This window comes from Nonomuraea sp. NPDC005650, from assembly GCF_040605375.1.
Taxonomy (GTDB): Bacteria; Actinomycetota; Actinomycetes; order Streptosporangiales; family Streptosporangiaceae; genus Nonomuraea.
Genome location: NZ_JBEXCR010000036.1, coordinates 118682 through 141817, shown reverse-complemented (window position 1 = coordinate 141817; position 23136 = coordinate 118682). Strand labels below are relative to the sequence as shown.

The 23136-nt window shown below is 70.7% G+C and carries 17 protein-coding genes; 2 read left to right on the top strand and 15 right to left on the bottom strand.

The annotated features are described in order from the left end of the window. The 4 genes from ABZS69_RS46700 to ABZS69_RS46685 form a co-directional block, all read right to left on the bottom strand. On the bottom strand, positions 1-2633 hold a 2633-nt coding region (locus ABZS69_RS46700; RefSeq protein WP_355384935.1), incomplete at its 3' end, for an amino acid adenylation domain-containing protein. Further along, complete coding sequence (locus tag ABZS69_RS46695; RefSeq protein ID WP_355384932.1) at positions 2630-5530, bottom strand: amino acid adenylation domain-containing protein; 2901 nt, start codon at positions 5528-5530, stop codon at positions 2630-2632. The genes ABZS69_RS46695 and ABZS69_RS46700, both read right to left, overlap by 4 nt. Then, positions 5502-6593, bottom strand: coding sequence for a hypothetical protein (locus tag ABZS69_RS46690; protein ID WP_355384928.1), 1092 nt, complete (start codon positions 6591-6593; stop codon positions 5502-5504). Before ABZS69_RS46690 ends, ABZS69_RS46695 begins: the two co-directional genes overlap by 29 nt. A gap of 52 nt (positions 6594-6645) precedes the next feature. After that, a complete protein-coding gene (locus ABZS69_RS46685; protein WP_355384922.1) occupies positions 6646-8559 on the bottom strand; it encodes an ABC transporter ATP-binding protein in 1914 nt (637 codons plus the stop codon). A 513-nt stretch (positions 8560-9072) separates the two neighbouring features. Here ABZS69_RS46685 and ABZS69_RS46680 point away from each other — a divergent pair. Further along, positions 9073-9594, top strand: coding sequence for a flavin reductase family protein (locus ABZS69_RS46680; protein ID WP_355384919.1), 522 nt, complete (start codon positions 9073-9075; stop codon positions 9592-9594). Between the two features lie 52 nt (positions 9595-9646). Here the strand turns inward: ABZS69_RS46680 and ABZS69_RS46675 are convergent, their stop codons facing one another. The 11 genes from ABZS69_RS46675 to ABZS69_RS46625 form a co-directional block, all read right to left on the bottom strand. Further along, the gene (locus ABZS69_RS46675) at positions 9647-10960 is read right to left on the bottom strand and encodes a cation:proton antiporter (RefSeq protein ID WP_355384916.1); all 1314 of its coding nucleotides are present in this window, start codon (positions 10958-10960) and stop codon (positions 9647-9649) included. A gap of 10 nt (positions 10961-10970) precedes the next feature. Then, positions 10971-12089, bottom strand: coding sequence for a capreomycidine synthase (gene vioD / locus ABZS69_RS46670; RefSeq protein WP_355384913.1), 1119 nt, complete (start codon positions 12087-12089; stop codon positions 10971-10973). Between the two features lie 3 nt (positions 12090-12092). After that, positions 12093-12899, bottom strand: coding sequence for an alpha/beta fold hydrolase (locus ABZS69_RS46665; protein WP_355384910.1), 807 nt, complete (start codon positions 12897-12899; stop codon positions 12093-12095). Between the two features lies 1 nt (position 12900). After that, complete coding sequence (locus ABZS69_RS46660) at positions 12901-13122, bottom strand: MbtH family NRPS accessory protein (RefSeq protein WP_355384907.1); 222 nt, start codon at positions 13120-13122, stop codon at positions 12901-12903. 29 nt (positions 13123-13151) lie between these two features. Beyond that, positions 13152-14735, bottom strand: coding sequence for an MBL fold metallo-hydrolase (locus tag ABZS69_RS46655; RefSeq protein ID WP_355384903.1), 1584 nt, complete (start codon positions 14733-14735; stop codon positions 13152-13154). A 35-nt stretch (positions 14736-14770) separates the two neighbouring features. Then, the gene (gene dpgD / locus ABZS69_RS46650) at positions 14771-15565 is read right to left on the bottom strand and encodes an enoyl-CoA-hydratase DpgD (RefSeq protein WP_355384900.1); all 795 of its coding nucleotides are present in this window, start codon (positions 15563-15565) and stop codon (positions 14771-14773) included. Then, entirely contained in the window at positions 15562-16842 is a 1281-nt protein-coding gene (gene dpgC / locus ABZS69_RS46645; protein ID WP_355384896.1) for a (3,5-dihydroxyphenyl)acetyl-CoA 1,2-dioxygenase DpgC, read from the bottom strand. The genes dpgD and dpgC overlap by 4 nt, the downstream gene beginning before the upstream one ends. Further along, the gene (dpgB, locus tag ABZS69_RS46640; protein ID WP_355384893.1) at positions 16839-17510 is read right to left on the bottom strand and encodes an enoyl-CoA-hydratase DpgB; all 672 of its coding nucleotides are present in this window, start codon (positions 17508-17510) and stop codon (positions 16839-16841) included. The genes dpgC and dpgB overlap by 4 nt, the downstream gene beginning before the upstream one ends. After that, positions 17504-18562, bottom strand: a complete 1059-nt coding sequence (gene dpgA / locus ABZS69_RS46635) for a 3,5-dihydroxyphenylacetyl-CoA synthase DpgA (protein ID WP_355384890.1) — start codon at positions 18560-18562, stop codon at positions 17504-17506. The genes dpgB and dpgA overlap by 7 nt, the downstream gene beginning before the upstream one ends. A gap of 107 nt (positions 18563-18669) precedes the next feature. After that, positions 18670-19755, bottom strand: coding sequence for a prephenate dehydrogenase (locus ABZS69_RS46630; protein WP_355384887.1), 1086 nt, complete (start codon positions 19753-19755; stop codon positions 18670-18672). Further along, positions 19752-21014, bottom strand: coding sequence for a PLP-dependent aminotransferase family protein (locus tag ABZS69_RS46625; RefSeq protein WP_355384884.1), 1263 nt, complete (start codon positions 21012-21014; stop codon positions 19752-19754). Before ABZS69_RS46625 ends, ABZS69_RS46630 begins: the two co-directional genes overlap by 4 nt. A 556-nt stretch (positions 21015-21570) precedes the next feature. Here ABZS69_RS46625 and ABZS69_RS46620 point away from each other — a divergent pair. After that, a complete protein-coding gene (locus ABZS69_RS46620) occupies positions 21571-23136 on the top strand; it encodes a tryptophan halogenase family protein (protein ID WP_355384881.1) in 1566 nt (521 codons plus the stop codon).

The window sequence follows — 23136 nt, the reverse complement described above, 5'->3', positions numbered from 1 at the left end:
AGGTAAGCGACCAGCCGCTGGTCAGCGTCCTGCCCGAACGTGGTCACCAGAGCCGCGGCGATGTGCGGGTGGCCGGTCAGCGCATGCTGGATCTCACCCGGCTCGATCCGGAAACCACGAATCTTCACCTGATGATCGGTCCGACCCAGGAAGACCAGCTGACCCTCCGGCCGCCACACAGCCACATCACCGGTCCGATACAACCGCGAACCGTCACCCGCGTACGGGTCGGCGACGAACCGCTCCGCCGTCAGCACCGGCCGCCCGTGATAGCCACGGGCCAGGCCCACACCACCCACGAACAACTCCCCCGGAACCCCCGCCGGAACCAGGCCCAGCTGGGCATCCAGCACGTGGGTGGTGGTGTTGGCGATCGGACCGCCGATCCCGGCCGGATCCTGACCGATCGTCGCGCACACCGTCGCCTCGGTCGGACCGTAGGCGTTCAGCAGCCGATGCCGATCCCCCCACACCCGCGCGAGCTCCGGATCCAGATGCTCACCCGCGCTGATCAACGTCAACCCGGGTAACTGCGCCGGGTCCAGCGTGGCCAGCAGCGACGGCGGCAACGTCGCCACATCCACCCGCTGCTCCCGGACGAACCTCGCCAGATCGGCCACCCGCTGCTCCGCACCCGGAACCACCAACGTCGCCCCCGCAGCCAACGTCACCGCGATCTCCGACACCGCCGCATCAAACCCAGGCGACGCAAACTGCAACACCCGCGAAGAAGCCGAAACCCCGAACGCCTCCCGCTGCGCCACCACCAGATTCACCAGCCCCCGATGCCCGACCCGCACCCCCTTCGGACGACCCGTCGAACCCGACGTGTAAATCAGATAAGCGGCCTGACCCGGGACAACAACCACGTCGGGAGCCGTGACCGGCATAACCTGTATGCCCGGATCGTCCACCAGCAGCGTCCGCAGACGACCCGCAGGCAGCTCCTCCAGCAGGTCCCCGGTGCTCAGCAGCAGACCCGCCCCGCTGTCGGCCAGCAAAAAGGCCAGCCGATCCACCGGATAGGTCGGATCCAGCGGCAGATAAGCGGCACCCGCCTTCCACACCGCCAGCACGGCCACCACCAGATCCACACCACGCGGAAGACACAACGCCACCGTCGTCTCCGCACCCGCACCCAACCCGATCAGCCGATGAGCCAGCCGATTGGCACGAGCCTCCAACTCCCCATAGCTAACCTCCCCCGCAGAATCCGCCACCGCCACCGCCTCAGGAGCAGCCACCGCACAAGCCGCGATCAGCTCATGCACACCCCCCACCTCAGGCAGCACCACCCCAGTCGCGTTCACACCCTCCAGCACCCGCCGCTCAGCCGCCGTCAAAACAGGCAACGCCGACAACCGCAGGTCAGGATCGGCCACCACCGCATCCAGGAGCATCCACAGGTGGCCGACCAACCGCTCGATCGTCGCCTGAGTGAATCTCCCCAGGTCATAGGCCATGCTGACGCCGAGCTCCACCCCTGGGAACACGGCCACGGTGAGCGGGAAGTTGTTCCGCTCCAGCGCGAAGTTCTCCGACATCCGGAGCGAGCCGACCCCGCCATCGACCCCGGGATAGTTCTCGAACACGAACATGCTGGTGAACAGCGGCTGCCCCTTGGGGACCTCGGTCCACTCCTGGATCGCGGTCAGCGGCGTGTGCTCGAACCGCCGCGCCGCCACCATGTCCCGCTGCAGCTCATGCAGCCACGAGGTCACCGTCTCCGCGCGCGGGATCCGTACGCGGGCCGGGATCGAGTTCAGCAGCAGCCCGACCATCGACTCGACCCCGTCGAGGTGGTCGCCGCGGCCGGAGGTGGCCAGGCCGTACACGATGTCGTCGCTGCCGGAGTAGGCCGACATCACCAGCGACCAGGCGCCCTGCACCAGGGTGTTGAGGGTGAGGCGGTGGCGGCGGGCGAACGCGGTCAGCGCCGAGGTGGCCGCGCGGGACAGGTGCGCGCGGTGGGTGTGATAGCCGTGGTCGCCTGTCGGCTTCTCCACGTGCAGGATGGTGACGGACCGCAGCCCGTCCAGGCGGCCACGCCAGTACTTCTCGGCCTCCGCGAGGTCCTGCCCCGCCACCCAGGAGACATGATCGCGGAACGGCCGCCGCACGTGCGACTCGGGCGCCGTCCCGGAGACGAAGGCGTGGTAGGCGTCGAGGAACTCGTTGAGCACCAGCGGGATGCTCCAGCCGTCCAGCACGGCGTGATGGTGGCTCAACACCAGCTGGTGCCGGTGGTCCCCCAGGCGGATCAGCGTGAGCCGTACCAAAGAGGGCTGTTCCAGGTCGACGCCGCGGGCCAGGTCGGCGGCGAGGAAATCGGCCAGCTCCGCCTCCTGGTCGAGGCCCGACCAGTCCAGCACCTCGAGCGGCAGCGGCACCTCGCGCGACACCACCCAGACGGGGTTGGGCAGACCCTCCCACATCGCGGTCGCGCGCAGCAGGTGGTGCCGTTCGAACATCAGCTCCCAGGCCCGTGCGAACGCACCCAGGTCGAGGTCGCCGTCCAGCAGCAGGCCGTTCTGCAGCCAGTAGATCCCGGGATCCAGCTGCGAGTGGAACACCATGCCCTGCTGCATGGCGGTCAGCGGGAAGATGTCCTCGATCTGACCGGGTGACGTCATGACCGACCTCCGAAAGGGGTACCGATACGCTGCTGAATCAGGTCGAGCGCCGACTGGTCGAGCCCAGCCAGGGGGAAGTCCGAGGGGGTGTAGCCGGTGCCCGGCCGCTGGAGGCAGCCGTCGACGAGCGCGGCGAGCAGCTCGGCGTGGCGGAGCGCCAGGCGTTCGGCGTTCACGCCGTCGTGATGGGTCCAGGTCAGTTCGAGCCGCCCGCCGGTCAGCCGGCATTCGATCTCGATCGGGTGCGCGGGCGCCGGTGTCCGGCTCTGGACCGGCTGGAACAGACCGCCGGCCGGGTGGTCCTCGCCGAGGTAGCCGAGCGACACCTCGGCCGGCCGCATGGTTGGGGAGGCCGCCCGTACGAGCTGCTTGACCTGCTTGAGCGCGTCACCGGGGTCGGCGGGAAGGTTGTCGGCGCGCACCTGCCGCAGCGTGGTCAGGCAGCCCACGGTGCGCGCCACGTCGGCGTCGCGGTCATGCCCGGCCACGTCGATGGCGACGGGGCCGCCCGCCCGCTCGCGCAGGGCCGAGACCAGCGGCGTCAGCACCACCTCGGTCATCCGGACGCCGTGGGCGGCCATCACCTCGGGAAGCCGTGCGGTCCGCTCGGCGGACAGTTCCGTCCGTACCTGATGACGTCCTCCGCCGGGTACGGGCTCGGCGGGCACGAAACCGGAGACCGTCCGCCCGGCCCATGCCAGCACCGACGTGGACGTCGGCGCGAGCCGGACGGCTTGGCCGCGTTCCATCTGGTCGCAGGCGGTTTCCAGGTCGTCGAGCAGGATCTGCCAGGACGCCGGGTCCACCGCGATCCGGTGTACGGCCAGCAGCAGCGATCGCCCGTCGATCAGCAGACCGCGCAGCAGCGGCCCGTGGACGGGGTCGATCGCCGCGCACGCCTCGGCCTCGGACCCGGCCACCGCCAGCAGGACGGGATCGCCGCCAGGCGGCACGCAGGTCATCGCCGTCGCGTCCGGCCCGGTGAGCCGCAGGCGAAGCCCCTCGTGGTGCTCGACGAGCGCGGTGAGCGCGGCCCGCAGCGTCTCCTCCGCGACCGGCCGGCGCAGGCGCAGGAGCCGCGTCTGCACCTGCCGCCCAGGCTCGGCCAGCCCGTACGGCGACAGCAGCCGCAGAAAAGCGGGTACCGGCGCCTCCCGCGGACCGGCGGCGGCGCGGGCCAGCTCGGCGACGGTCTGGTGCTCGAAGACCTGGGCGGAGGTCAGGGTCAGCCCGGCGAGGCGGGCCCTGGACACCATCTGGATGCCGGTGATCGAGTCGCCGCCCAGGTCGAAGAAGTTGTCGTGAACGCCGACGTCGTTCCGCCCGAGCAGCTCGCCCCAGATGCCGGCCAGCAGCTCTTCCTCGCGCGTGCGGGAGGAAGAGTCGGGGGCGGGGAGCGACGCGCGATCGGGAACGGGCAGCGCGGCGCGGTCGATCTTCCCGTTGGGGGTGAGCGGGAGGGCCTCCAGCGGCACCACGGCCGCCGGGACCATGTAGTCCGGCAGTTGCGCGGCGGCGAACGCGCGCAGCTCGGCCTCCATCAGCGGGGATCCGGTCCTGGGCACGGCGTAGGCGACCAGCCGCCGGACGCCCGGCTGGTCCTCCCTCGCCAGCACGGTGACGCCGGCGACCGAGGGGTGGCGGGCCAGGACGGCCTCGATCTCACCCGGTTCGATGCGGAACCCGCGGATCTTGGCCTGCTGGTCGGCGCGGCCCTGGTAGTCGAGCGTGCCGTCGTCGTGGTGACGGGCCAGGTCGCCGCTGCGGTACATCCGTGAACCGGCGGGACCGTACGGGTCGGCGATGAAGCGTTCGGCGGTGAGCGCGGGCCGGTTCAGGTAGCCGCGGGCGAGGCCGGGGCCGGCCACGTACATCTCGCCTTGCCCGGCGGGCCGCAGCTCGTCGTCCAGGACGTGGACGCGCAGGTCGGGAAGGGCGGAGCCGATCGCGCCGGCCCGGGCGGCGGCCGCGCCCGCCCGGTCCAGGGGCAGGTGGGTGACGTGCACGGTGGTCTCGGTGATCCCGTACATGTTGACCAGCAGCCCGGGATGGCCGGCGAACCAGGCGTCCAGGCGCCCCAGGTCCAGCGCCTCGCCGCCGAAGATCACGTATCGCAGGGCCAGCGGGACGGGGTCGTCGCCGCCGGCGTCCATCAGCGCGTAGAAGGCGGACGGCGTCTGGTTGAGCACGGTGACCCGCTCGCGGGCCAGCAGGCGCAGGAAGTCCTCGGGCGAGCGCGAGGTCAGGTACGGCACCACGACGAGCCGCCCGCCGTACAGCAGCGCCCCCCACAGCTCCCAGACGGAGAAGTCGAAGGCGAAGGAGTGGAACAGCGTCCACACGTCGCCAGGCCCGAAGCCGAAGAGCGGCTCGGCGGTCGTCATCAGCCGGATGACGTTGGCGTGCGACACCACCACGCCCTTCGGCCGGCCGGTGGAACCCGAGGTGTAGATCACGTAGGCCGGATGCCCGGCCGCCAGGGGGGCCGCCCGGTCGGCGTCGGTCAGGTCGTGATCGGGATGGCCGTCCAGGTCTGCGAACGTCTCGGCGGTGATCGTGCAGGCCGGGCGCGCGTCCTGGATCAGGTACGCGATCCGGTCGGCAGGGAGGCCCGGGTCGATCGGCACGTACGCGGCCCCGGCCTTCAGCACCGCGAGGATCGCGACGACCATGTCCGCGCCGCGCGGGAGCGTGAGCGCGACGAACTCCTCCGGTCCCACGCCCTGGCCGACGAGGTGCCGGGCCAACCGGTTCGCCGCGCCGTTCAGCTCCGCGTACGTGAGGTCCGTGCCCTCGGCGCCGATGGCGACCGCGTCCGGGTGCCGCGCCGCCACCGCTTCGAAGGCGGCGGGAAGAGTGCGCAGGCCGTCATCGCCGGCCACCTGCTGTGCTGTCATCGGGGCCCCCGCCCTTCCACGGTTCGGTCCACTGCCGGGGGAGCTGGCGGGCCAGCCGATGGAACCCGCCGGTTGTCATCACCGGGATCCGCGAGAACGGCCGCCCGGTGTCCGCCGCCACGGCGTCGAGTACGGTGATCAGATAGTTCGCCAGCCGGTCGGCCGCGGCCTCGTGGAACGCGTCGGTCCGGTAGCGGAACCGGCCGCCGAGCCGGTGGAGCACGAAGGCCAGGTCCACCTCGTCGGAGATGGTGTCGGCGTAGGCCACGTCGGCGCGCAGCCCGCGCGCCCACCATCCGGCGCCGAGGCGCGGCTCGTCGGCGGTCATGCTCTCGAACGCCAGATGGCAGGCCTCGGCCGCCGGGCTCGCGGTCAGGCCCGGCCGCAGGCGGGCCAGCACGTCCTCCAGCGAGGGCGCGCCGGACAGGTCGAGCCGCAGGATCTGCCCGCGCGCCGGGAGGCCCAGGGTCACGTCGTCCCGCTCGCCGCCCACCCCGATCAGCGCCGCGAACGTGGCCAGCACGATCTCGGGCACGGCGGCGCCCAGCCGGTCGCCGGTCTCGCGCAGCGCCCGGCCGGTCTCGGCGGGGATGGCGAAGGCGTGGTTGGCCGCCGCCGCCGGGCCACCTGCGGCCCGGGTGGGAACTGCGGCCGGAACCGCAGGTACGCCGGCTTCGCGGTACAGCAGCGGCAGGCTCGGCAGCCGCGCCGCCAGCCCGCGATCCAGGACCATGCTGAGCAGGTGGTCGTCCGCGCCGATGCGGACCAGCCAGCAGCGCGGCGCCGGCACGGCGTCCGCGTCGAGGCCGGTCAGCGACTCCTCGGCGAGGATGGTGGCGACCACCTCGCCGGCCACGCGCCGGCCACGCGGCTCACCGCTCAGGTCGAGCACCGCGAAGGCCGACTCGCGCGGCGCGGTGAGCCTGGTCAGCGCCTCGCGCAGGGCGGCCACATCCAGCCGCCCGGTGAGGGACAGCGCGACGTGCGCCGCGACCGGCAGGGGTTGCGGGGTGAGCGGGGCACGCGCGTCCCGGCGAACCCGCTCGGATTGACCTAGTTTCACGGCAGACTCCAATCCGGGTGGGCCGCGTAGCCAGGAGGTCGGTCAGTGGGCTTCAGCCCGATTCAGAGGCGGAACCGGCCGTCAGGATCTCCCCCAGTTCGTCGGCGGAGCGCTGCTCGGCGTCTTCCAGGAAGCCGCTCGCCTGCATGGTGAACAGCTCGGCGTAGAGGCCGTCGGCGGCCATGAGGTCGTTGTGCGTGCCGTGCTCGATGATCTTGCCCTCGTTGAGCACGATGATCCGGTCGGCCGTGCGCACGGTGGAGAAGCGGTGGGAGATGAGGAGCACCGTCCGGTTCGCGTACAGATCGCGGACGCTGTCGAACAGGGCCCGCTCGGCCCTGGCGTCCAGGGACGCGCTGGGCTCGTCGAGGATGACCAGCGGCGCGTTCCGGAAGAACGCCCTGGCCAGCGCGACCCGCTGCCACTGCCCGAGCGAGAGGTCCTGCCCCTCCCCGAACTGCGGCGAAAGGATCGTCTCGTAACCGTCCGGGAGCGCGTTCAGGAAGGGGTCGGCCCCGGCGGCGCGGGCCGCCTCTCGGATCTCGTCCAGGTCCGCCTGCTTGTCGATCGATCCGAGGCGGATGTTCTCCTCGGCGGGCAGCGCGTACCGGACGAAGTCCTGGAAGAGCACGGCGACCTTCTCCCGCCAGGCGCGGGCGTCGATGTCGCGCAGCTCGGTGCCGTCGATCTGGATCGAGCCGCCCTGCGGGAAGTACAGACCGGCCAGCAGTTTGGCCAGGGTGGTCTTGCCGGAGCCGTTCTCCCCGACCAGGGCGATGACCTCGCCGGCCCGGATGGAGAAGGAGATGTCGTCGAGCGCGGCCCGCTCCGAGCCGCGATAGGTGAACCCGACGTTCGCCAGCTCGATCCGGTCGAACGGCCCGGCGAGGGGCAGTCCGGCCCGCTCCCTGGCCAGGCTCGCCTCCTCGGCGAGGAAGGCGTTCAGGTCGCGGACCAGCGGGGCCGACTCGAAGAACTCATTGGTGCCCGCGATCATGTCCTGCATGCGCTGGCTGAACAGCACCAGGACGCCGGCGACAGTGGCGGTTTGGGCGAGGGTCAGGATGCCCGACAGGTTCAGCAGGATGAGGACGCCCGCCGCGATCGCGACCACCGCGTTGCTGCCGATGGAGGCGATCAGGGAGGAGCGGAAGCGCCGCTGCAGCGTGGTGGTCAGGACCTCCAGCCGCTGCTGCATGATCGTCCGCCAGCGCTGGGCCAGGTGCTGCGCGGTGTTGAACGCGCGGATCTCCTTGGCCGGCTCGCGGGTGGTCAGCAGGCTGAACAGGTAGTTGCGGTTACGGTCGGCGGGCGTGGTCTCCTGGACGAACTCGAAGAACTGCTCGCCGCCGCGGATGCCGCCGATCCAGATCGGGATCACGACCGCCAGGACCACCAGGGCGATCCAGAAGTTGACGGTGAGCAGCGCGGCCCAGATGGACACCAGCGCGAACAGCGCCTGCGCGATCATGATCAGGCTGTCCACCATGCGGGCGGGACGCGTGATCGCGCTGGAGGCGGCGCGCTGCAGCCGGTCGTGGAAGCCGGAGTCGTCGAAGTCCCTGAGCTCGGCCAGGCACGAGACCTTGAGGATCTCGCCGCAGACGTAGATGCTCGTCTGCTCGGTCAGCAGCAGGCGCCGGTTGGTGATGAACGCCTGGGCGACCAGGATCACCACGTTCGCGGCCAGGAAGAGGACGATGTTCAGGGTCAGGCCGGAGGTGTCCACGCCGGAGTTGGCCTGGATGAGCTCGGTCAGCACCTGCTGGATCTGCACGATCACCAGGAAGATGCCGACGCTCTGCACCAGATCGGCGATCATCACCACGAGGAACTCGCGCGGGCTGGACTTCCACACCAGCCGCACGGCGCCGACCATCAGGCCGAGGACCTCGCTGACCGGTGGCCGCCTGGAGCGGCTGCGCTTCGTCGGAGGGCCCTGATGACCGCCCTCGCGCGAGTGCACAGGGCCGTCCCCCCGCCCTTTCATCGGTGCCTCGCGATTGTCGCGCAATGCATGGGGGAACCTCCGCATTGTCGATTTTCGACTGGCCGCACTTGCGCACCAGGAAGCCGCATAATCGGCTCTGAGCTACCTGGGTGAGCATACCCGCAACGACCGGCGAAACAAGAGGTCCCGGGCAATTCAATTGCAGGTCGGCAGCATTGCTGAACAGGTTCCGGATCAGCCCCTGTAAAAGCGCTGGAGTATCGCTGGGGAGATTGCCTCAAACATCTGTCCGAGCTGGGCTTATAGCAAGTGATAGCAGCGTTCTGGCAGAATACTGGCAATCCGCTGTCATGTCTTCCGGAAGTGCGAGGCGGTCTTTATGGTGGGAGTCTAGACAGCCGGACCACGCGCGGACATCACTCTTGATTTGCATTACCGCAGAGCGGTCTCCGGTCATTATCGCGAGGCTCGCGCGGCCATCCGTGGATTGCCGGGCGGGCGCGCGCCGGAAAGTCCGGAGAGAAGGTCATGGACTCTGTCGACGGTTTCCGACTCGGTATGCAGAGGCTGGTCAGCGGAGTGAGCGTCATCACCGGGCGCTCGGCACAAGGCCGGCCGTACGGCATCACCGCCACCTCGGTCTTCTCCCTCACCGTGGATCCGCCCAGCCTGGCGGTCGGCATCAACAGGGAGACCCGGCTGGGCGGCATCGTCCCGGAGCTGAAGACGTTCTCGGTCAGCATCCTCGGCGACGGGCAGCGTGACGTCGCCGAGGCGTTCGCCGGGCGGATCCCCGGCATCAAGGGCGTCGACCGATTCACCTACGGCAGCTGGTCCGAGGACTCCTCCGGGGTGCCGATCCTGCTCGACGCCGCAGCCTGCTTCGCCTGCGAGGTGGACGGGGTCATGGAGCGCTCGACCCACTTCCTGCTGGTCGGGGTGGTCACCGCCGTGCACGTCTCAGCGGGCGACATCGCCCCGCTGGTGTACTTCTCCCGCGCGTTCGTCGACGTCGGCCAGCCGGCCCGGGCGGGCGGCGCGGAGCGGTGAGGCCGCCTGACGTGGCGGCCTCACCGCTGGTTCTGCTCTAGAGGGGGGCGCGTCAGGTCGCGGCCATCATGGCCTCCCGCTCGTTCTCCTCCTCGGTGACCGGGATGCGCCGTACGGTGAAGCGCAGGAACAGCGGCGCCATGAGCGAGGTCGCCACCGCCACCAGGATCACGATCGTGTACATCGCCGGGCTGAGCACGCCCAGCCGCAGCCCGGTCATCGCGATGACCACCTCGATCACGCCGCGCGCGTTGAGCCCGGCCCCGAGGGCGAGCGACTCCCAGCGGCCGAGGCGGGCCAGCCGGGCGGCGCCGTACACGCCGGCGAACTTCCCGATCACGGCGACCGCCAGGACGGCGAGCGCGGCGAGCAGCACGTCGAGGTCGGCCAGCGCGGTGAGGTCCATCCGCAGGCCCGCGGCGGCGAAGAAGATCGGGGCCAGCACCGCGACGACGAACCTGCGCAGCGGCGCCAGCCGCTCCCGATCCACCCAGCCGGACGAGCCGATCAGGACGCCGCCGAACATCGCGCCGACGATCGGCTCCATGCCGGCCGCCTGGGTCGCCGCGCTGAACAGGACGATGACCGCCACCGCGACCGCCAGCATCACCCCGGGCTCGGGGGTGCGCGCCGACAGCCGCAGCGCCCCGTTCACCACCAGCCGCCCTATGGTGGCCGCGATCAGCACGGCCAGCAGCAACATCCCGATTGACCGCGCGACCGTGGCCGGGTCGACGCCGCCGGTGGCCATCGCGGCCACCACCGACAGCAGCAGCCAGCCGACGAAGTCGTCCACGGCGGCCGCGCTGATGATCAGCTGGCCGACGTTGCGATGCAGCAGCCGCAGCTCCAGCAGCGTCTTGGCGATGACGGGGATGGCGCTGACGCACATCGCGACCCCGAGGAACCAGGCGAAGACCGTACGGTCGCCGGCGGCGCCGTCGGCCAGCAGCACGGCGGGCAGCAGGAACCCGGTCGCCACGCCGAGCCCGAGCGGCACCAGCAGCCCTCCGGCGCTCACCCAGGCCACGGACAGGCCCTTGCGCCGGATCAGGCCGACGTCCATGCTCATCCCGGCCAGCCCGACCAGCAGCAGCACGCCGACCTGGCCGATGCCGTCCACCAGGTGCAGCTGCTCCGGCGAGGCGGGGAACACCCAGGCCGCCGTCCCCGGCGCGACCTGCTCGAAGATCGACGGGCCGAGCAGCACGCCGGCGCACAGCTCGCCGGCCACGGCGGGCATGGACAGGCGGGTGGCCAGCCGCCCCAGCAGCAGGGCCGTGACGAGGAGCAGGCCGATCTGCAGCAGGAACACCAGCGACTGGTGGGCGGTGATCGGCGGGATGGGCGCGTACGCGAGGATCATCTGACCGCCCTCAGGCTCTCGGCCAAGCGGTGAGCGCCGTGGTCAGTCTTTCCAGCCCGGTCACGAGCTCGTCGGTGTCGCCGCCGAACCCCAGCCGAATGTGCCCGGGACCGCCGAAGCACGAGCCGGGGATCACCAGGACGCCGTGCCGCTGGAACAGCTCCTCGCAGAAGTCGCCGGTGTCGGCCACCCCCAGCAGCCGGGGGAAGGCCGACACCCCGCCGTCCGGCGGCGTCAGCGCGACCAGCTCCGGGATTGAGGCGGCCCAGTCCTTGACGATCTCCCGGTTGACGCCTGCCTGCTTCAGCCGCGGCTCCACGAACGCACCGGCATGGCGCAGCACGCCCAGCGCCAGCAGCTCGATCAGCGGCGAGACGTGCAGCGTGGTGTAGTCCTTGATCCGCATGCAGTCCTCGAGCACCTCCGCCGGTCCGATCACCCAGCCGAACCGGAGCCCGGGCAGGCCGAACGCCTTGGAGAAGGTGCCGAATCCGATGCCCCGCTCGTACCTGGTGGAGATGTCGGGGAGGGGGGCCCGGTCGTAGGTGAGCTCGGCGAAGGCGGCGTCCCACAGCAGGTACGCGCCCACCTGCCGGGCCTGTTCGATGAGGACGCGCATGTCGTCCTCGCCGACCGTGACGCCCGTGGGGTTCTGCGGGAAGTTCACCACGATCGCCCTGGTGCGCTCGTTGACCAGCCCTGCCAGGTCGTCCAGCGGCGGCCGGAAGCCCTGGGCGGCGTCCAGCCGCCACTCGCGCGCCGTGCAGCCGAGCGCGGTGACGTAGTCGACCAGCAGGTGGTAGCCGGGGGCGACCACGATCACCTCGTCACCGGGCCGCAGCAGCGACATCATCACCAGCGAGATGGCCTCGCCCGACCCGCAGCTGGTCATCACCTTGCCCGGGTCGCCGTCGCCGTACCGACGGGCTATCTCGGCCCTGACCGCGGGCGTGCCGAGCGAGTAGCCGTCGTCGAAGACCAGCGCGTCGATCTCGTCGTGACCCGTCCCGGTGATGGCGCGCACCTCGCCCATCGAGTACGACTGCACGCCGCTGGCGCTGATGTCGATCTCGGCGGTGAAGTAGTAGTCACGCAACCAGTCCTCGAGCGGCGCTGAGGGGAGTCTCATGGCTCAGTCCGTTCGTTTCAGGAATTCGAGGATGGCCTCGTTGACCTCGTCCGGCTGCTCCAGGCAACCGAAATGTCCCGCGTTCTGGATCTCCACGTAGTCGCAGTCGGGGACCGCGGCCGCCACCTCCGCGCACAGGTGCGGCGGGGTGACCACGTCGTCGGAGAACGCGATGACGCGGCAGGGCGCGGCCACGCCGCGCAGCGCCGGGCGCCGGTCGTCGGCGGTCTCGGCCCACAGCTGCCCCTGCGCCGCCATCTTGCCGGAGGGAGAGTGCAGGAACGCGTCCAGCCAGAGCGAGGCGGTCTCGTCGTCGTTCAGGCTGACGGGCGAGAGCATCTGGCTGGCCGTCATGGCCGCCTCGTACTCGCCGGGCAGCTCCACGCCGCTGTCGGCCAGCGCCCGGTAGGCCCGCCGGTAGGCGCTGCGCATGGCGTCCGGACGCGCCGTGGTCGCGATGAACACCGCGCATCTGACCAGCTCGGGATGGTTGATCGCCAGTTCCTGGGCGATCTGGCCGCCCAGCGAGAAGCCGATGATGCGGCACGGGGCCGCACCAAGGGCCTCGATGAGACCCTTGGTGTCGGCCACCATGTCAGCCATCGAATACTTCCCCGGCGGCACGTCGGATGGCGGGACGCCGCGGTTGTCGAAGGTGACGGCTTGGTATCCGGCTTGGGTGAGTGCCGGGGTCTGGTGCATCGTCCAGACCCGGCCCGCGGCGGCGGAACCCATGATCAGCAGTACCCGTTCGCCCTGGCCCCACCTGTCGTAGGTGAGCCGGATGCCATTGGTGAAGACGTAGGGCACGCTATTTCCCGTCGAGCGCTATGCGCAGGCTCTTCGGGCGCATGTCGGTCCAGTTCTCCTCGATGTAGGCGTCGCACTCATCCTTGGGGGCGTGCACGCCGGTCTCGTTCCAGCCGCCGGGGACCGGCAGGTCGCCGGGCCACAGCGAGTACTGCTCCTCGTGGTTGATCAGCACCTTGAAGCGCGCCTCGGGGTTCTCGAAATCAAAGGTGGTGGTACGCATGTTCGTCTCCTTTATTGGGTTCACCGGGGTTACCAACGCCACTCGTGCTGGTTGAGCAGGTGGCCGGCGCGGACGTCGTGCTCTTTGCACCACGACATGAACTTCTCGATCTGCTGCATCTGGTAGGAGTCGTCGTTGTAGCTGGTGGCCATGACGTGGCCGAGCCAGCTCTCCTCGCCCATGGCGTAGATGTAGACCTCCTTCGCGCCCAGCTCGCGCACGATCTCGCCGGCCTGGGCCGCGTCCGAGCCCGACAGCTTGCGCGAGTCGCTCATCCGCTTCGTCACCGGCCTGGTGAGCAGCGCCTGGTAGAGCCAGGTCAGCGGGGCGCCGTCGCACTCCATGCCGAGGAAGGCCAGGTCCGCGGTGCCGAGGTGGCTGGAGATGTAGCGGTAGAGCGCGGGGTCCACACCCGAGGAGTCGGCGCCCACGAAGACGGACTTGCCGCCCAGCTCGATCCAGTACGTGGACTTGCTGCGGATGTCGAGATCGGCGTGCTCGCCCAGGAACGGGGTCGAGACGACCCTGCCGCCGGGGAATGGGATCTCGTCGAACTCGTCCACCTCCAGCACCGGCAGGCCCAGGTGCTCCAGGTACAGGCCGAGCGAGGGGTCGCAGAGGTTGCCGCGGGAGGAGCGCGGCACCACGACCGTGCCGACCCTGCCCCGCAGCTGCATGAGGGTCTCCAGCACGATGTGGTCCTGGTGGCCATGCGTGATCAGCACGAGGTCGATGTGGTCGGGCAGGTCACGGTAGGTGTAGCGGTCCGTCGCGTTGGTGTCGGCGCTGATGAACGGGTCGGTGAGCACCGTGGCCTCGGGCGTCTGGAGCGCCAGGCAGGCGTGCCCGAAGTAGCGGATCCGGCCGCCCTCCTCGATGTGCCGGTCGGGCGCCTGGCCGTACTCACCGGTCAGCAGCGTGGCGAGCTGGGCGGCCTGGGCGTCGTCGAGCTCCAGCGCCTCCCGCAGCTCGCTCAGGCGGCGGGGCCGCAGCCGGGCGCCGAAGAGCTCCTGCAGCCCCGGGTGCCGGAAGGGGATGTGCAGGTCGAGCACGTCCGGGCCGGGCAGGCGTGGCGTGCTCAGGATGAACGGCCGCTCGACGCCCGGCTCGATCGACAGCTGGACGGACTGCCGGTCCTCGATGTAGGCCTTGCTCTTGTACACCAGCGGCTCCAGGAAGTGCAGCGACGCCTGGTTGTTGGTGTCGTAGGCGATCTCCACCAGGCCCGCCAGCTCCGCGGGGAGCTTCTGGTAGAGCGGGGTCAGGTCGAACCCGGTCGCCCCCTGCCGCACCATGTCCTCGGCCTTCGTGATCGCCTCGGCGAAGGCGAACATGTCGGCGCCGGTCCTCTTGATGCCGTTGAGCAGCTCGCGGACCTCTTCCGAGCGCTCCTCGGGGATCCCGACGAAGTAGCCGCCGCGCAACTCCGGGTTGGCGGTGGCCGCCACGTGCACGGGCGGCGACTGCAGGTACGACTCCAGCAGCGGAGCCTGGAGGTAGGCCAGGTTCATCGAGGCCTGGACCGGGGCCACCGTGTGCAGCCAGGCGTAGAAGCGGTCCACCAGCGGCTCGATGATGACGTTGGGGCGGAGATACTGCGGCTCGTCGGCCATGAATGCTCCCTGTGAGGTGTCGCATACTTTCGGGGTCATGCGCCACGCCAGACGGGCACGCGCTTCTCGCTGAAGGCCCGGGGGCCCTCCTGCGCGTCGTGGCTGTGCATGCGGCGGGTCTCCCACGTGTAGGGCGTGGTGAAGGCCTGCTCGATCGGCATGTCCAGCGAGCGGTGCACGGCCTCCTTGATCGCGCGTACGGACAGCGGCGCTGACCGGATCAGGTCGCCGGTCCATCCGGCGACGCACGCGTCGAGCTCGTCGGCGGGCACGACGTCGTTGACCAGCCCGTACCGCAGCGCCTGGTCGGCGGTGAGGCGGCGGCCGGTGAGCAGGTGGCCCATGGCGGTCTTCAGCGGCAGCTGCCTGGCCAGCCGGAACGCGCCGCCCGCGCCGGGCACCAGCCCCAGCCGCGCCTCCGGCAGCGCGAAGACCGCCTGGCTGGAGGCGACGATGATGTCGCAGGCCAGGGCCAGCTCGAAGCCGCCACCGAGCGCGTACCCGTGCACCCGCGCGACCAGCGGCTTGGTCAGGCCAAACCGCTCGGTCAGCCGGGGCCAGCCGGACTGGCCCCGGCTGCCGAACGTGGTCGGCGGCGCGCCTTCCGCGTTCAGCCGGGCGCGCTCGCGCAGGTCCTGCCCGACGGAGAAGGCCCGGTCGCCGGCGCCGGTCAGCACCGCGACCCGCACGTCGTCGTCGGCCTCGACGTCGTCCCAGACTGCGGCCAGCTCCTCGTGCATGAGCAGGTCCATGGCGTTCAGCACGGCGGGCCGGTCCAGCGTGACGTGGGCCACGTGGTCCTTCTTCTCGTACCGCACGCGGGTGTTCACGGCGCCTTCCGCCCGGCCTGGAACCGGCCGACCTTGCCGATCACGTCGTCGCTGTAGAGCCGTTCGGCCTGGTGCAGCGCGAACTCGGCCAGGTAGCGGCGGAATGCGTCCGGCGGCTCCTCCGCCAGGTTCAGCATCCGCCGGTTCGGCACGACCGCCGGGCCCTTGAGCCGCGCCACCGCGCCGGCGAGCGCGGCGTCGAGGTCGCCAGGCTCGGCGACCTCGTCGATCAGGGACGCGGCGGCGGGCTCGGTCGCCCAGATCCGCCGTCCGTGCAGGATGACCTGGCGGGCCAGGCGCGGGCCCATGGCGCGGGACAGCCGCAGGTTGGCCGCGCCCGGGATGATGCCCTCCTGGGCGGCGGGCAGGCTCACGTAGGCGTCGGAGGCGGCGATGACCTGGTCGAACACGAGCAGGAGCTGGGCGCCGCCGCCGATGGCGAACCCGTCCACCACCGCCACCCAGGGCTTCTCCCGCCCGGCGGTGCCGCGGATCAGCTTGGCGATGTAGCCGAGCTCCCTGCGCAGCAGGAAGCCCACCAGCGAGATGTCGCCCGCGTGCAGCTTCTTGAGGTTGATGCCGGCGCTGAACACCCGCCGACCGCGGTGACGCGGGTGCGCCATCTCCCCGCCCCGCAGCACCCCCACCTGCACGGCCGGGTCCAGCAGGGCCAGGTCGACGGCGGTCTCCATGTCGTCGACCTGCCGCTCGTCCTCGGCGTTCAGGCAGTCGGCGCCGCACATGGTCAGGTACGCGGCCCCGTCCCGGCGCTCCATCCGCACCGATCCGAGCTCGGCGTGGCCGGTGACGGTGAACTCGGGGAGCAGCCGCAGGGCGCGATCGGTCGGCCGGAGCATCGACTCCATCAGGTGCGTCCCGGCCTGGGCCGAGCCCAGGACGGCGCGCAGGAAGACGCCCTGGTCGATCTCGTGGCCCTCCTTCTCCGCCTGCGGGCGAGCCCGCTCCCCTGCCAGCTCCTCCGGCGTGGGCACCAGCCCGGGAAAGGCGGCCGCGGCCGCCTCGACCAGCTCGGCCAGGCGTGGACGCGCGCCATGGTCCTCGGTGAGCTCGGCGTAGACGGCCTCCACGTGCGCTTCCAGGAACGCGGTCCGCTCCCGTCTGGCGGCGGCCTTGATCTCCGCCGCCGCGGCCCGCTCCTCGGTGGAGCGCTTGGCCGGGTCGGGAAGCGCCGCCAGCGCCTGCTCGGCCCGCGCCGCCGCCGCGGCCAGCGCCTGCCGGGCCTGCGGCAACGGCGCGCGCACGCTTCCCGCCGTCATGGCGTCAGCTCGACGGCGGCGGCCCGGCGCAGCACCCGGTCGCAGGCCGCCAGATGGGTGCCGAGCGCGTCCTCGAAGCTGGTCGTCTCCGCGTTGAGCAGGAGCTGGCGGCGGATGGCCAGCTCCTGGCCGGACACCGCACCCGCCAGCTCGGCCGTACGGGCCAGCGCCGCGGCCGGGTCGGCCACGAGCTCGTCGACGAGGTGCAGCGACAGCGCGTCGGCGGCGGTGATGGGCATCCCGAACAGCACGCTCCTGCGTGCCCGGGCCGCGCCCGCCTGCTGCGCGATCCGGAAGGTGGCCATCCCCGGCCAGGCCGCCCCCTCCTGCAACGGCATCAGGAACCGGGTCCGCGGAGTGGCGATGCGGTAGTCGGTGGCCAGCAGCGCCTCCAGCGCCTTGCCGCCGCAGTCGCCGGAGGCGACCGCGATGGTGGGGGTGGCCAGGCGTTCCAGCCTCCGCAGGGCCTGCTCCCACTTGTTCACCAGCGCGACCGTCAGGCCTTCTGGGCGGGAGTCGGCCGGGGTCCCGGAGACGTGCACCACGACCGGCTGCCCGCCCTCGTGGTCATCGGCCCTGTCGCAGAGCTCTCTCAGCTTCACGACCGACTCCGGGGACACCGGCAGGGCGCCGTCGATCCTGATGGCGAGCGCGTCCCCGGTCACCATTGGACCAGCGCCGTCTCGATGGTGGAGCCGGGGCCCATCGTCATCAGGACGCCGTAGTCGCCTGTCTCGGTCACTCTCTCCTCCAGCAGCCTTTCGTAAGAGAACAGGAAGGACGCGCTGGACACGTTTCCGTAGTCGCGCAGCACCCCTGTGGTGTGCCGTACGTCGTGCCGCGTCAATCCGAGATTGACGGTCACCGCGTCGATGACCTTCTTGCCGCCGGAGTGCACGAGCCAGTGCCGGATATCGCTGCGCCGCAGGCCGGCGACGCGGAGCAGCCGGTCGACGACCTCTTCCACGTGCATGCCGACCACGTAGGGGATGTCGGGGTCGAGGAAGAAGCTGAACTTGCCCGCGTCGGTGTCCCACTCGTAGCGCATCGCGTTCAGCGCCTCGGTGATGATGCGGCTGGCGAAGCCGAGGATCCGCGGTCCGGGACTGTCCACGGGCTCGGAGAGCAGCGCCACGGCCGCGGCGCCGTCGCCGAACAGGCTGTTGACCACCGCCGTACGCATGGTCGAGTCATAGACGTAGGCCGCCGAGCACGCCTCCGCGCACAGCACGACGGCCAGCTCACCCGGGTGGGCCATGGACCAGCCGGTCGCCACGTTGAGCGCGTTGAGCCCGGCGTTGCACCCCATGCCCACGATGTCGGACCGGCTGCAGTGCTCGTCCAGGCCGAGCTCGTTGATGAGCAGCGCGCTCAGGCCGGGCGCCAAGAATCCCGTCGAGGTCACGCAGCACAGGTACCGCACGTCGGAGACGTCGGCGCCGATGTTCTTCAGGCACGCCTGAAGGGCGCGGGCGCCCATGTCGACGGCCATCTTCTTGTGCTTGCGCAGCAGCTCGCCCTGCGACTCCTGCACCCGGCCGCCGTCGCCGCCGACCGGGGGAAGGGTGAGGTGGCGCCGCTGGATCGCGCTGTTGAGGAAGAGCGAGCGGATCCGGGGATCGGTGATCGCGAAGGCGTCCAGCACCTCTTCCTGCGAGTAGGCGTCGGGAGACACCGCAGTGCCGACGCCGGCGATCCGGGAGGGGGACATGGTGATCATCGGTAGGTCCACCCCCACATCCGGGTCTTGCTCCTCGGGGTGGTCCGCCGTTTCGCCAGTTCACATGCCAATGGGCTCACCTTCTCCGTGATCTGCCTGGGGGCGGCTCATGTCCGCACCTCCCAGCCGTCCGCGTCGAGCCGCTGGGCGAGCACGCTCGCGGAGTCCTGGCTGACCAGCAGCCGGACCCTCCCGCTCGGCTCGTCCAGCGCGTGCTCGATCCGCACGTCCTCGATGTTGACCTCGACGTCGTCCGCCGAAGCCAGCAGCCGGGCCAGGACGCCGGGCTGATCGGAGATGACGACGTCGACCTCCGCGTAGCGGGGCTCCGGGCCGTGGTGCTTGCGGGGGATGCGGGCGTGCCCGCGCGTCCCGCGCCGCAGCATCGACTCCAGCTCGGCCGCCCCCCGCCGCCGGTCCGCCGGGTCCTCGCCGGACAGCGCGCGCAGCGCGGCGATCGTCCGCGCCAGATCGCCCGCGTACAGCTGCAGCACGTCGGCCACCGCGTCGGCGTTGGCGTCCAGGATCTCGCCCCACAGCTCCGGGTCGCCGCCGGCGATCCGGGTGACGTCCCGCAGGCCCTGACCGCAGATCCGCACCGCGTCCTCGGTCACGTCCTCCAGCAGGCCCGCCATCAGCGCGGCCACGACGTGTGGCGCGTGCGAGGCCAGCGCCACCGCCCGGTCGTGGTCGGCCATCCCCATCACGACGGGGACTCCCCCGCACAGCGAGACCAGCTCCAGCGCCGTGTTCAGGACGTCCTGCTCGGTGTCGGCGGACGGCGTGAGTATCCAGTACCGCCGCTCGAACAGGTCGACCCGGCCGGCCAGCGGTCCCGACCGCTCGCCGCCCGACATCGGGTGGCCGCCCACGTACCGGGTCAGGTCGCCGCCCGCGCGGGTGATCTCGCGCTGCGGGCGCGTCTTGACGCTCGCCACGTCGGTGTAGGCGCGGGCGAGCCCTTCGCGCTGCCATCTGGCCAGCTCACGGGCAGTGCTCGCCGGGGGCACGGCCAGCACCGCCACGTCCACCGGCCCGTCGGGCGGGCTGAGCGTGCCGGCGCCGAGCGAGGCGGCCGTCCTGGCCGCCCGCTCGTCGGCGTCGCTGAGATGCACGGCCACCCCGCGGCGGCTCAGCGCCAGCGCCACCGAGGTTCCGATCAGGCCGGTGCCCACCACCGCCGCCGTCCTCATGAGTCCTCACTCGCCGAGGCGATGAACTCGGCCAGCCGCGCGATGCCCGACTCGATCTCGTCGTGGGTCAGGTAGCTGGTCGACAACCGGATGCCCCGCTCGCCGCCGCCTTGGGGGTAGAAGTAGCTCATCGGCGTCCAGATGACCCCGAAGTCCTGCGCCGACCTGGCCAGCGCCGCGTTGTCGGCGCGGAAGGGCACCTTCAGCGTCAGGAAGAAGCCCCCGCTGGGCCGGTTCCAGCCCACCCCGAGCCGGGCCCGGCGGACGGGGGGCAGCACCCGGTCCAGGCAGCGCAGCGTGGTCCGCAGCGTGTCCCCGTAGTACTTCGCCGTCTCGTCGTTGAGGTCGGAGATCCGGCCGGCCGACTCCAGCAGCGCGCCCGCGATGACGGCCTGGCCCAGCGGCGAGGTGTTCACCGTCACCATGCTCTTGACCTTGGCCAGCTCGTCCGCCAGGAGCCCGGAGCGGCCCGCGGTGTCCACGACCGTCTGGTCGGCCACCGCGAAGCCGACCCTGGCCCCGGGGAAGACGGTCTTGGAGTACGAGCCCAGGTGCACCACCCGGCGCGCGCGGTCGAGCGACTTCAGCGTGGGCAGCCGCGTCCCCTGGCTCACCAGCCGGTACGGGCTGTCCTCCAGGATCAGCAGGTCGTGGCGGGCCGCGAGGTCGAGCAGCTCGTGCCGGGTCCGCAGCGGCATGGTCACCCCTGACGGGTTCGAGTGGTCCGGCGTCACGTAGATCGCCCGCGGCCGACGCCCGGCCGCCAGCTCCACCGCGACCGCCACCTCGACGTCGGCGCACGACAGGCCGTCCTCGTGCTCGACCACCGCGACCGGCTCGATGCCGAGCAGCCGGGCCGCGCCGGTGATCCCCACGTAGGACGGGCTGGAGACCAGCAGGACGTCCTCCCGCCGGGAGAACAGCACGCGCAGCGTCAGGAACATGGCCTCCTGGCAGCCGACCGTCACCACGATCGACTCGGCCGGCACCTGGATGTCCTCGTCCGCGCGCAGGGACCCGGCGATCAGCTCGCGGATCCGCCCGGCCGTCGGGCCGTACTGGAACAGGGCCTCGCGGATGCCGGCCGGCGACTCTCCCTGAAGGGCCAGGTGGTCCAGGTAACGGCGGATGTGGGCGAAGATCTGCTCGACGTCGAAGAGCCCGTCGTACGGCCGGCCCGGCGCGAACGAGATCGCCTCCGGGTAGCGCAGAGTGATCTCGTTGAGGAAGTTCATCGTGTCCATGACCGGGTCCGACACGCTGGCGTGCAGATCCTCTCTCCGGATGTCCGCCCCACCTCCGGACAAGGCGAGCGAGGACACGCCCACGCGCGTCCCCAAATTAATTGTCTCGTCCCGCATACCGTCCGTCCGTTCAGCGCGGAATATCGGTTACGAATTTGCCCGAGGCGCCTTTGTCTGGCCGTCGTGTTTCTGCATGGTCACACGCGCCGGCGCCTCCGTACAAGAGCGGGAGCCTGGACGTCAGCGGGCCTCCATTGAGACACCACTGGCTCTTCGGAGGCCGGTCATTAACCCGCCACCAACCGCCAGTAAAGCCACCAGCGCCTGTTCAGAGGCATAGCTCGACCGGCTACGGCCGTCCGCATTCTGCATCTTGCGCCCCGGCGGCGCATTATCTATCGTCGCTCTCGAACCGATTGAAGTCCGCTCCCCGAATTGCCCGATTCCCATTGTCGACCGCCGGGCGCGAGCTGGATTAGGTTCCCATTCCGGGATTCTGAACGCCCCGAATGATCATGCCCGTCCCGCACTGAAAGGGCCTATCAGGATGGATAATCGGATCAGGAAAGTCGTGATCCTCGGAGGGGGCACGGCCGGCTGGATGACCGCGTCCTACCTGGGCAAGGCGCTGGGTGACGATGTGACCGTCACAGTGCTGGAGGCGCCGTCGATCCCCCGCATCGGCGTGGGCGAGGCGACCGTGCCGAACCTGCAGCGCGTGCTCTTCGACTTCCTCGGCCTGCCCGAGGAGGAGTGGATGCGCGAGTGCAACGCCAGCTTCAAGATGGGGATCAAGTTCGTCAACTGGCGCACCGGCGGCCGGGGCTCGGCTCAGCCGCGCGCCTTCGGCGACGACACCGACCACTTCTACCACCTGTTCGGCCTGCTGCCCAACCATGAGCAGTTGCCGCTGTCGCAGTACTGGGCGGCCAAGAAGCTGGCCGGCCAGACCGACGAGACGTTCGCGTACGCGTGCTACCGCGAGCCGCCGATCCTCGACGCCAAGCTCTCCCCGCGCTCCATGGAGGGCGAGCAGTGGACGAACTACGCCTGGCACTTCGACGCGAACCTGGTGGCCGCCTTCCTGCGCCGCTTCGCGGTCAACAAGCAGGGCGTGCGGCATGTCGAGGACGAGATGACCGAGGTGCTCCTCGACCAGCGCGGCTACATCACCGGGCTGCGCACCAAGGGCGGGCTCACCCTCGAAGGCGACCTGTTCGTCGACTGCTCGGGATTCCGCGGCCTGCTGATCAACCAGGCGATGCGCGAGCCGTTCCTCGACATGGGCGACTACCTGCTCAACGACCGCGCCGTCGCCACCCAGGTGCCGAACAATGACGAGGAGCTGGGGGTCGAGCCCTACACCTCGTCCATCGCGATGTCGTCCGGGTGGACCTGGAAGATCCCGATGCTGGGCAGGTTCGGGACCGGCTACGTCTACTCCAGCCGGTTCGCCGGCCAGGACGAGGCGACCGAGGAGTTCTGCAACCTGTGGAACCTCGACCCGAGCGAGACGCCGCTCAACCACGTCCGCTTCCGCGTCGGGCGCAACCGCCGCGCCTGGGTGCGCAACTGCGTGAGCATCGGCCTGTCGTCGTGCTTCCTTGAGCCGCTGGAGTCGACCGGCATCTACTTCATCACGGCCGCCATCTACCAGCTCGCCAAGCACTTCCCCGACAAGGGCTTCGACCAGGTGCTGGTCGACCGCTTCAACCGCGAGATCGAGATCATGTTCGACGACTCGCGCGACTTCATCCAGGCCCACTTCTCCTTCTCGCCGCGCGACGACACGCCGTTCTGGAAGGCGAACAAGCAGCTCGCCCTGTCGCCGGACATCACCGAGAAGATCGCGATGTACCGGGCCGGGCTCGCGGTCAACATGCCGGTGACCGACGAGAACACCTACTACAGCAACTTCGAGGCGGAGTTCCGGAACTTCTGGAACAACAGCAACTACTACTGCATCTTCGCCGGCCTCGGCTTCGACCCCGACCGCGCGCCGTCGGTGCTCGCCCACCGGCCCGACATGAAGGCCGGCGCGGAGCCGATCTTCGCCGGGATCAAGGAGCGGCAGCGGGAGCTGCTGGAGTCCCTGCCCAGCACGCACGACTACCTGCGCCGGTTGCACGGGAAGTGA

Bases quoted from the DNA above. Each gene is read 5' to 3' on its own strand.
- ABZS69_RS46695 (WP_355384932.1), bottom strand. From the start codon at position 5,530: ATGACAGCACAGCAGGTGGCCGGCGATGACGGCCTGCGCACTCTTCCC.
- ABZS69_RS46680 (WP_355384919.1), top strand. From the start codon at position 9,073: ATGGACTCTGTCGACGGTTTCCGACTCGGTATGCAGAGGCTGGTCAGC.
- ABZS69_RS46675 (WP_355384916.1), bottom strand. From the start codon at position 10,960: ATGATCCTCGCGTACGCGCCCATCCCGCCGATCACCGCCCACCAGTCG.
- vioD (WP_355384913.1), bottom strand. From the start codon at position 12,089: ATGAGACTCCCCTCAGCGCCGCTCGAGGACTGGTTGCGTGACTACTAC.
- ABZS69_RS46660 (WP_355384907.1), bottom strand. From the start codon at position 13,122: ATGCGTACCACCACCTTTGATTTCGAGAACCCCGAGGCGCGCTTCAAG.
- ABZS69_RS46655 (WP_355384903.1), bottom strand. From the start codon at position 14,735: ATGGCCGACGAGCCGCAGTATCTCCGCCCCAACGTCATCATCGAGCCG.
- dpgC (WP_355384896.1), bottom strand. From the start codon at position 16,842: ATGACGGCGGGAAGCGTGCGCGCGCCGTTGCCGCAGGCCCGGCAGGCG.
- dpgB (WP_355384893.1), bottom strand. From the start codon at position 17,510: ATGGTGACCGGGGACGCGCTCGCCATCAGGATCGACGGCGCCCTGCCG.
- dpgA (WP_355384890.1), bottom strand. From the start codon at position 18,562: ATGATCACCATGTCCCCCTCCCGGATCGCCGGCGTCGGCACTGCGGTG.
- ABZS69_RS46630 (WP_355384887.1), bottom strand. From the start codon at position 19,755: ATGAGGACGGCGGCGGTGGTGGGCACCGGCCTGATCGGAACCTCGGTG.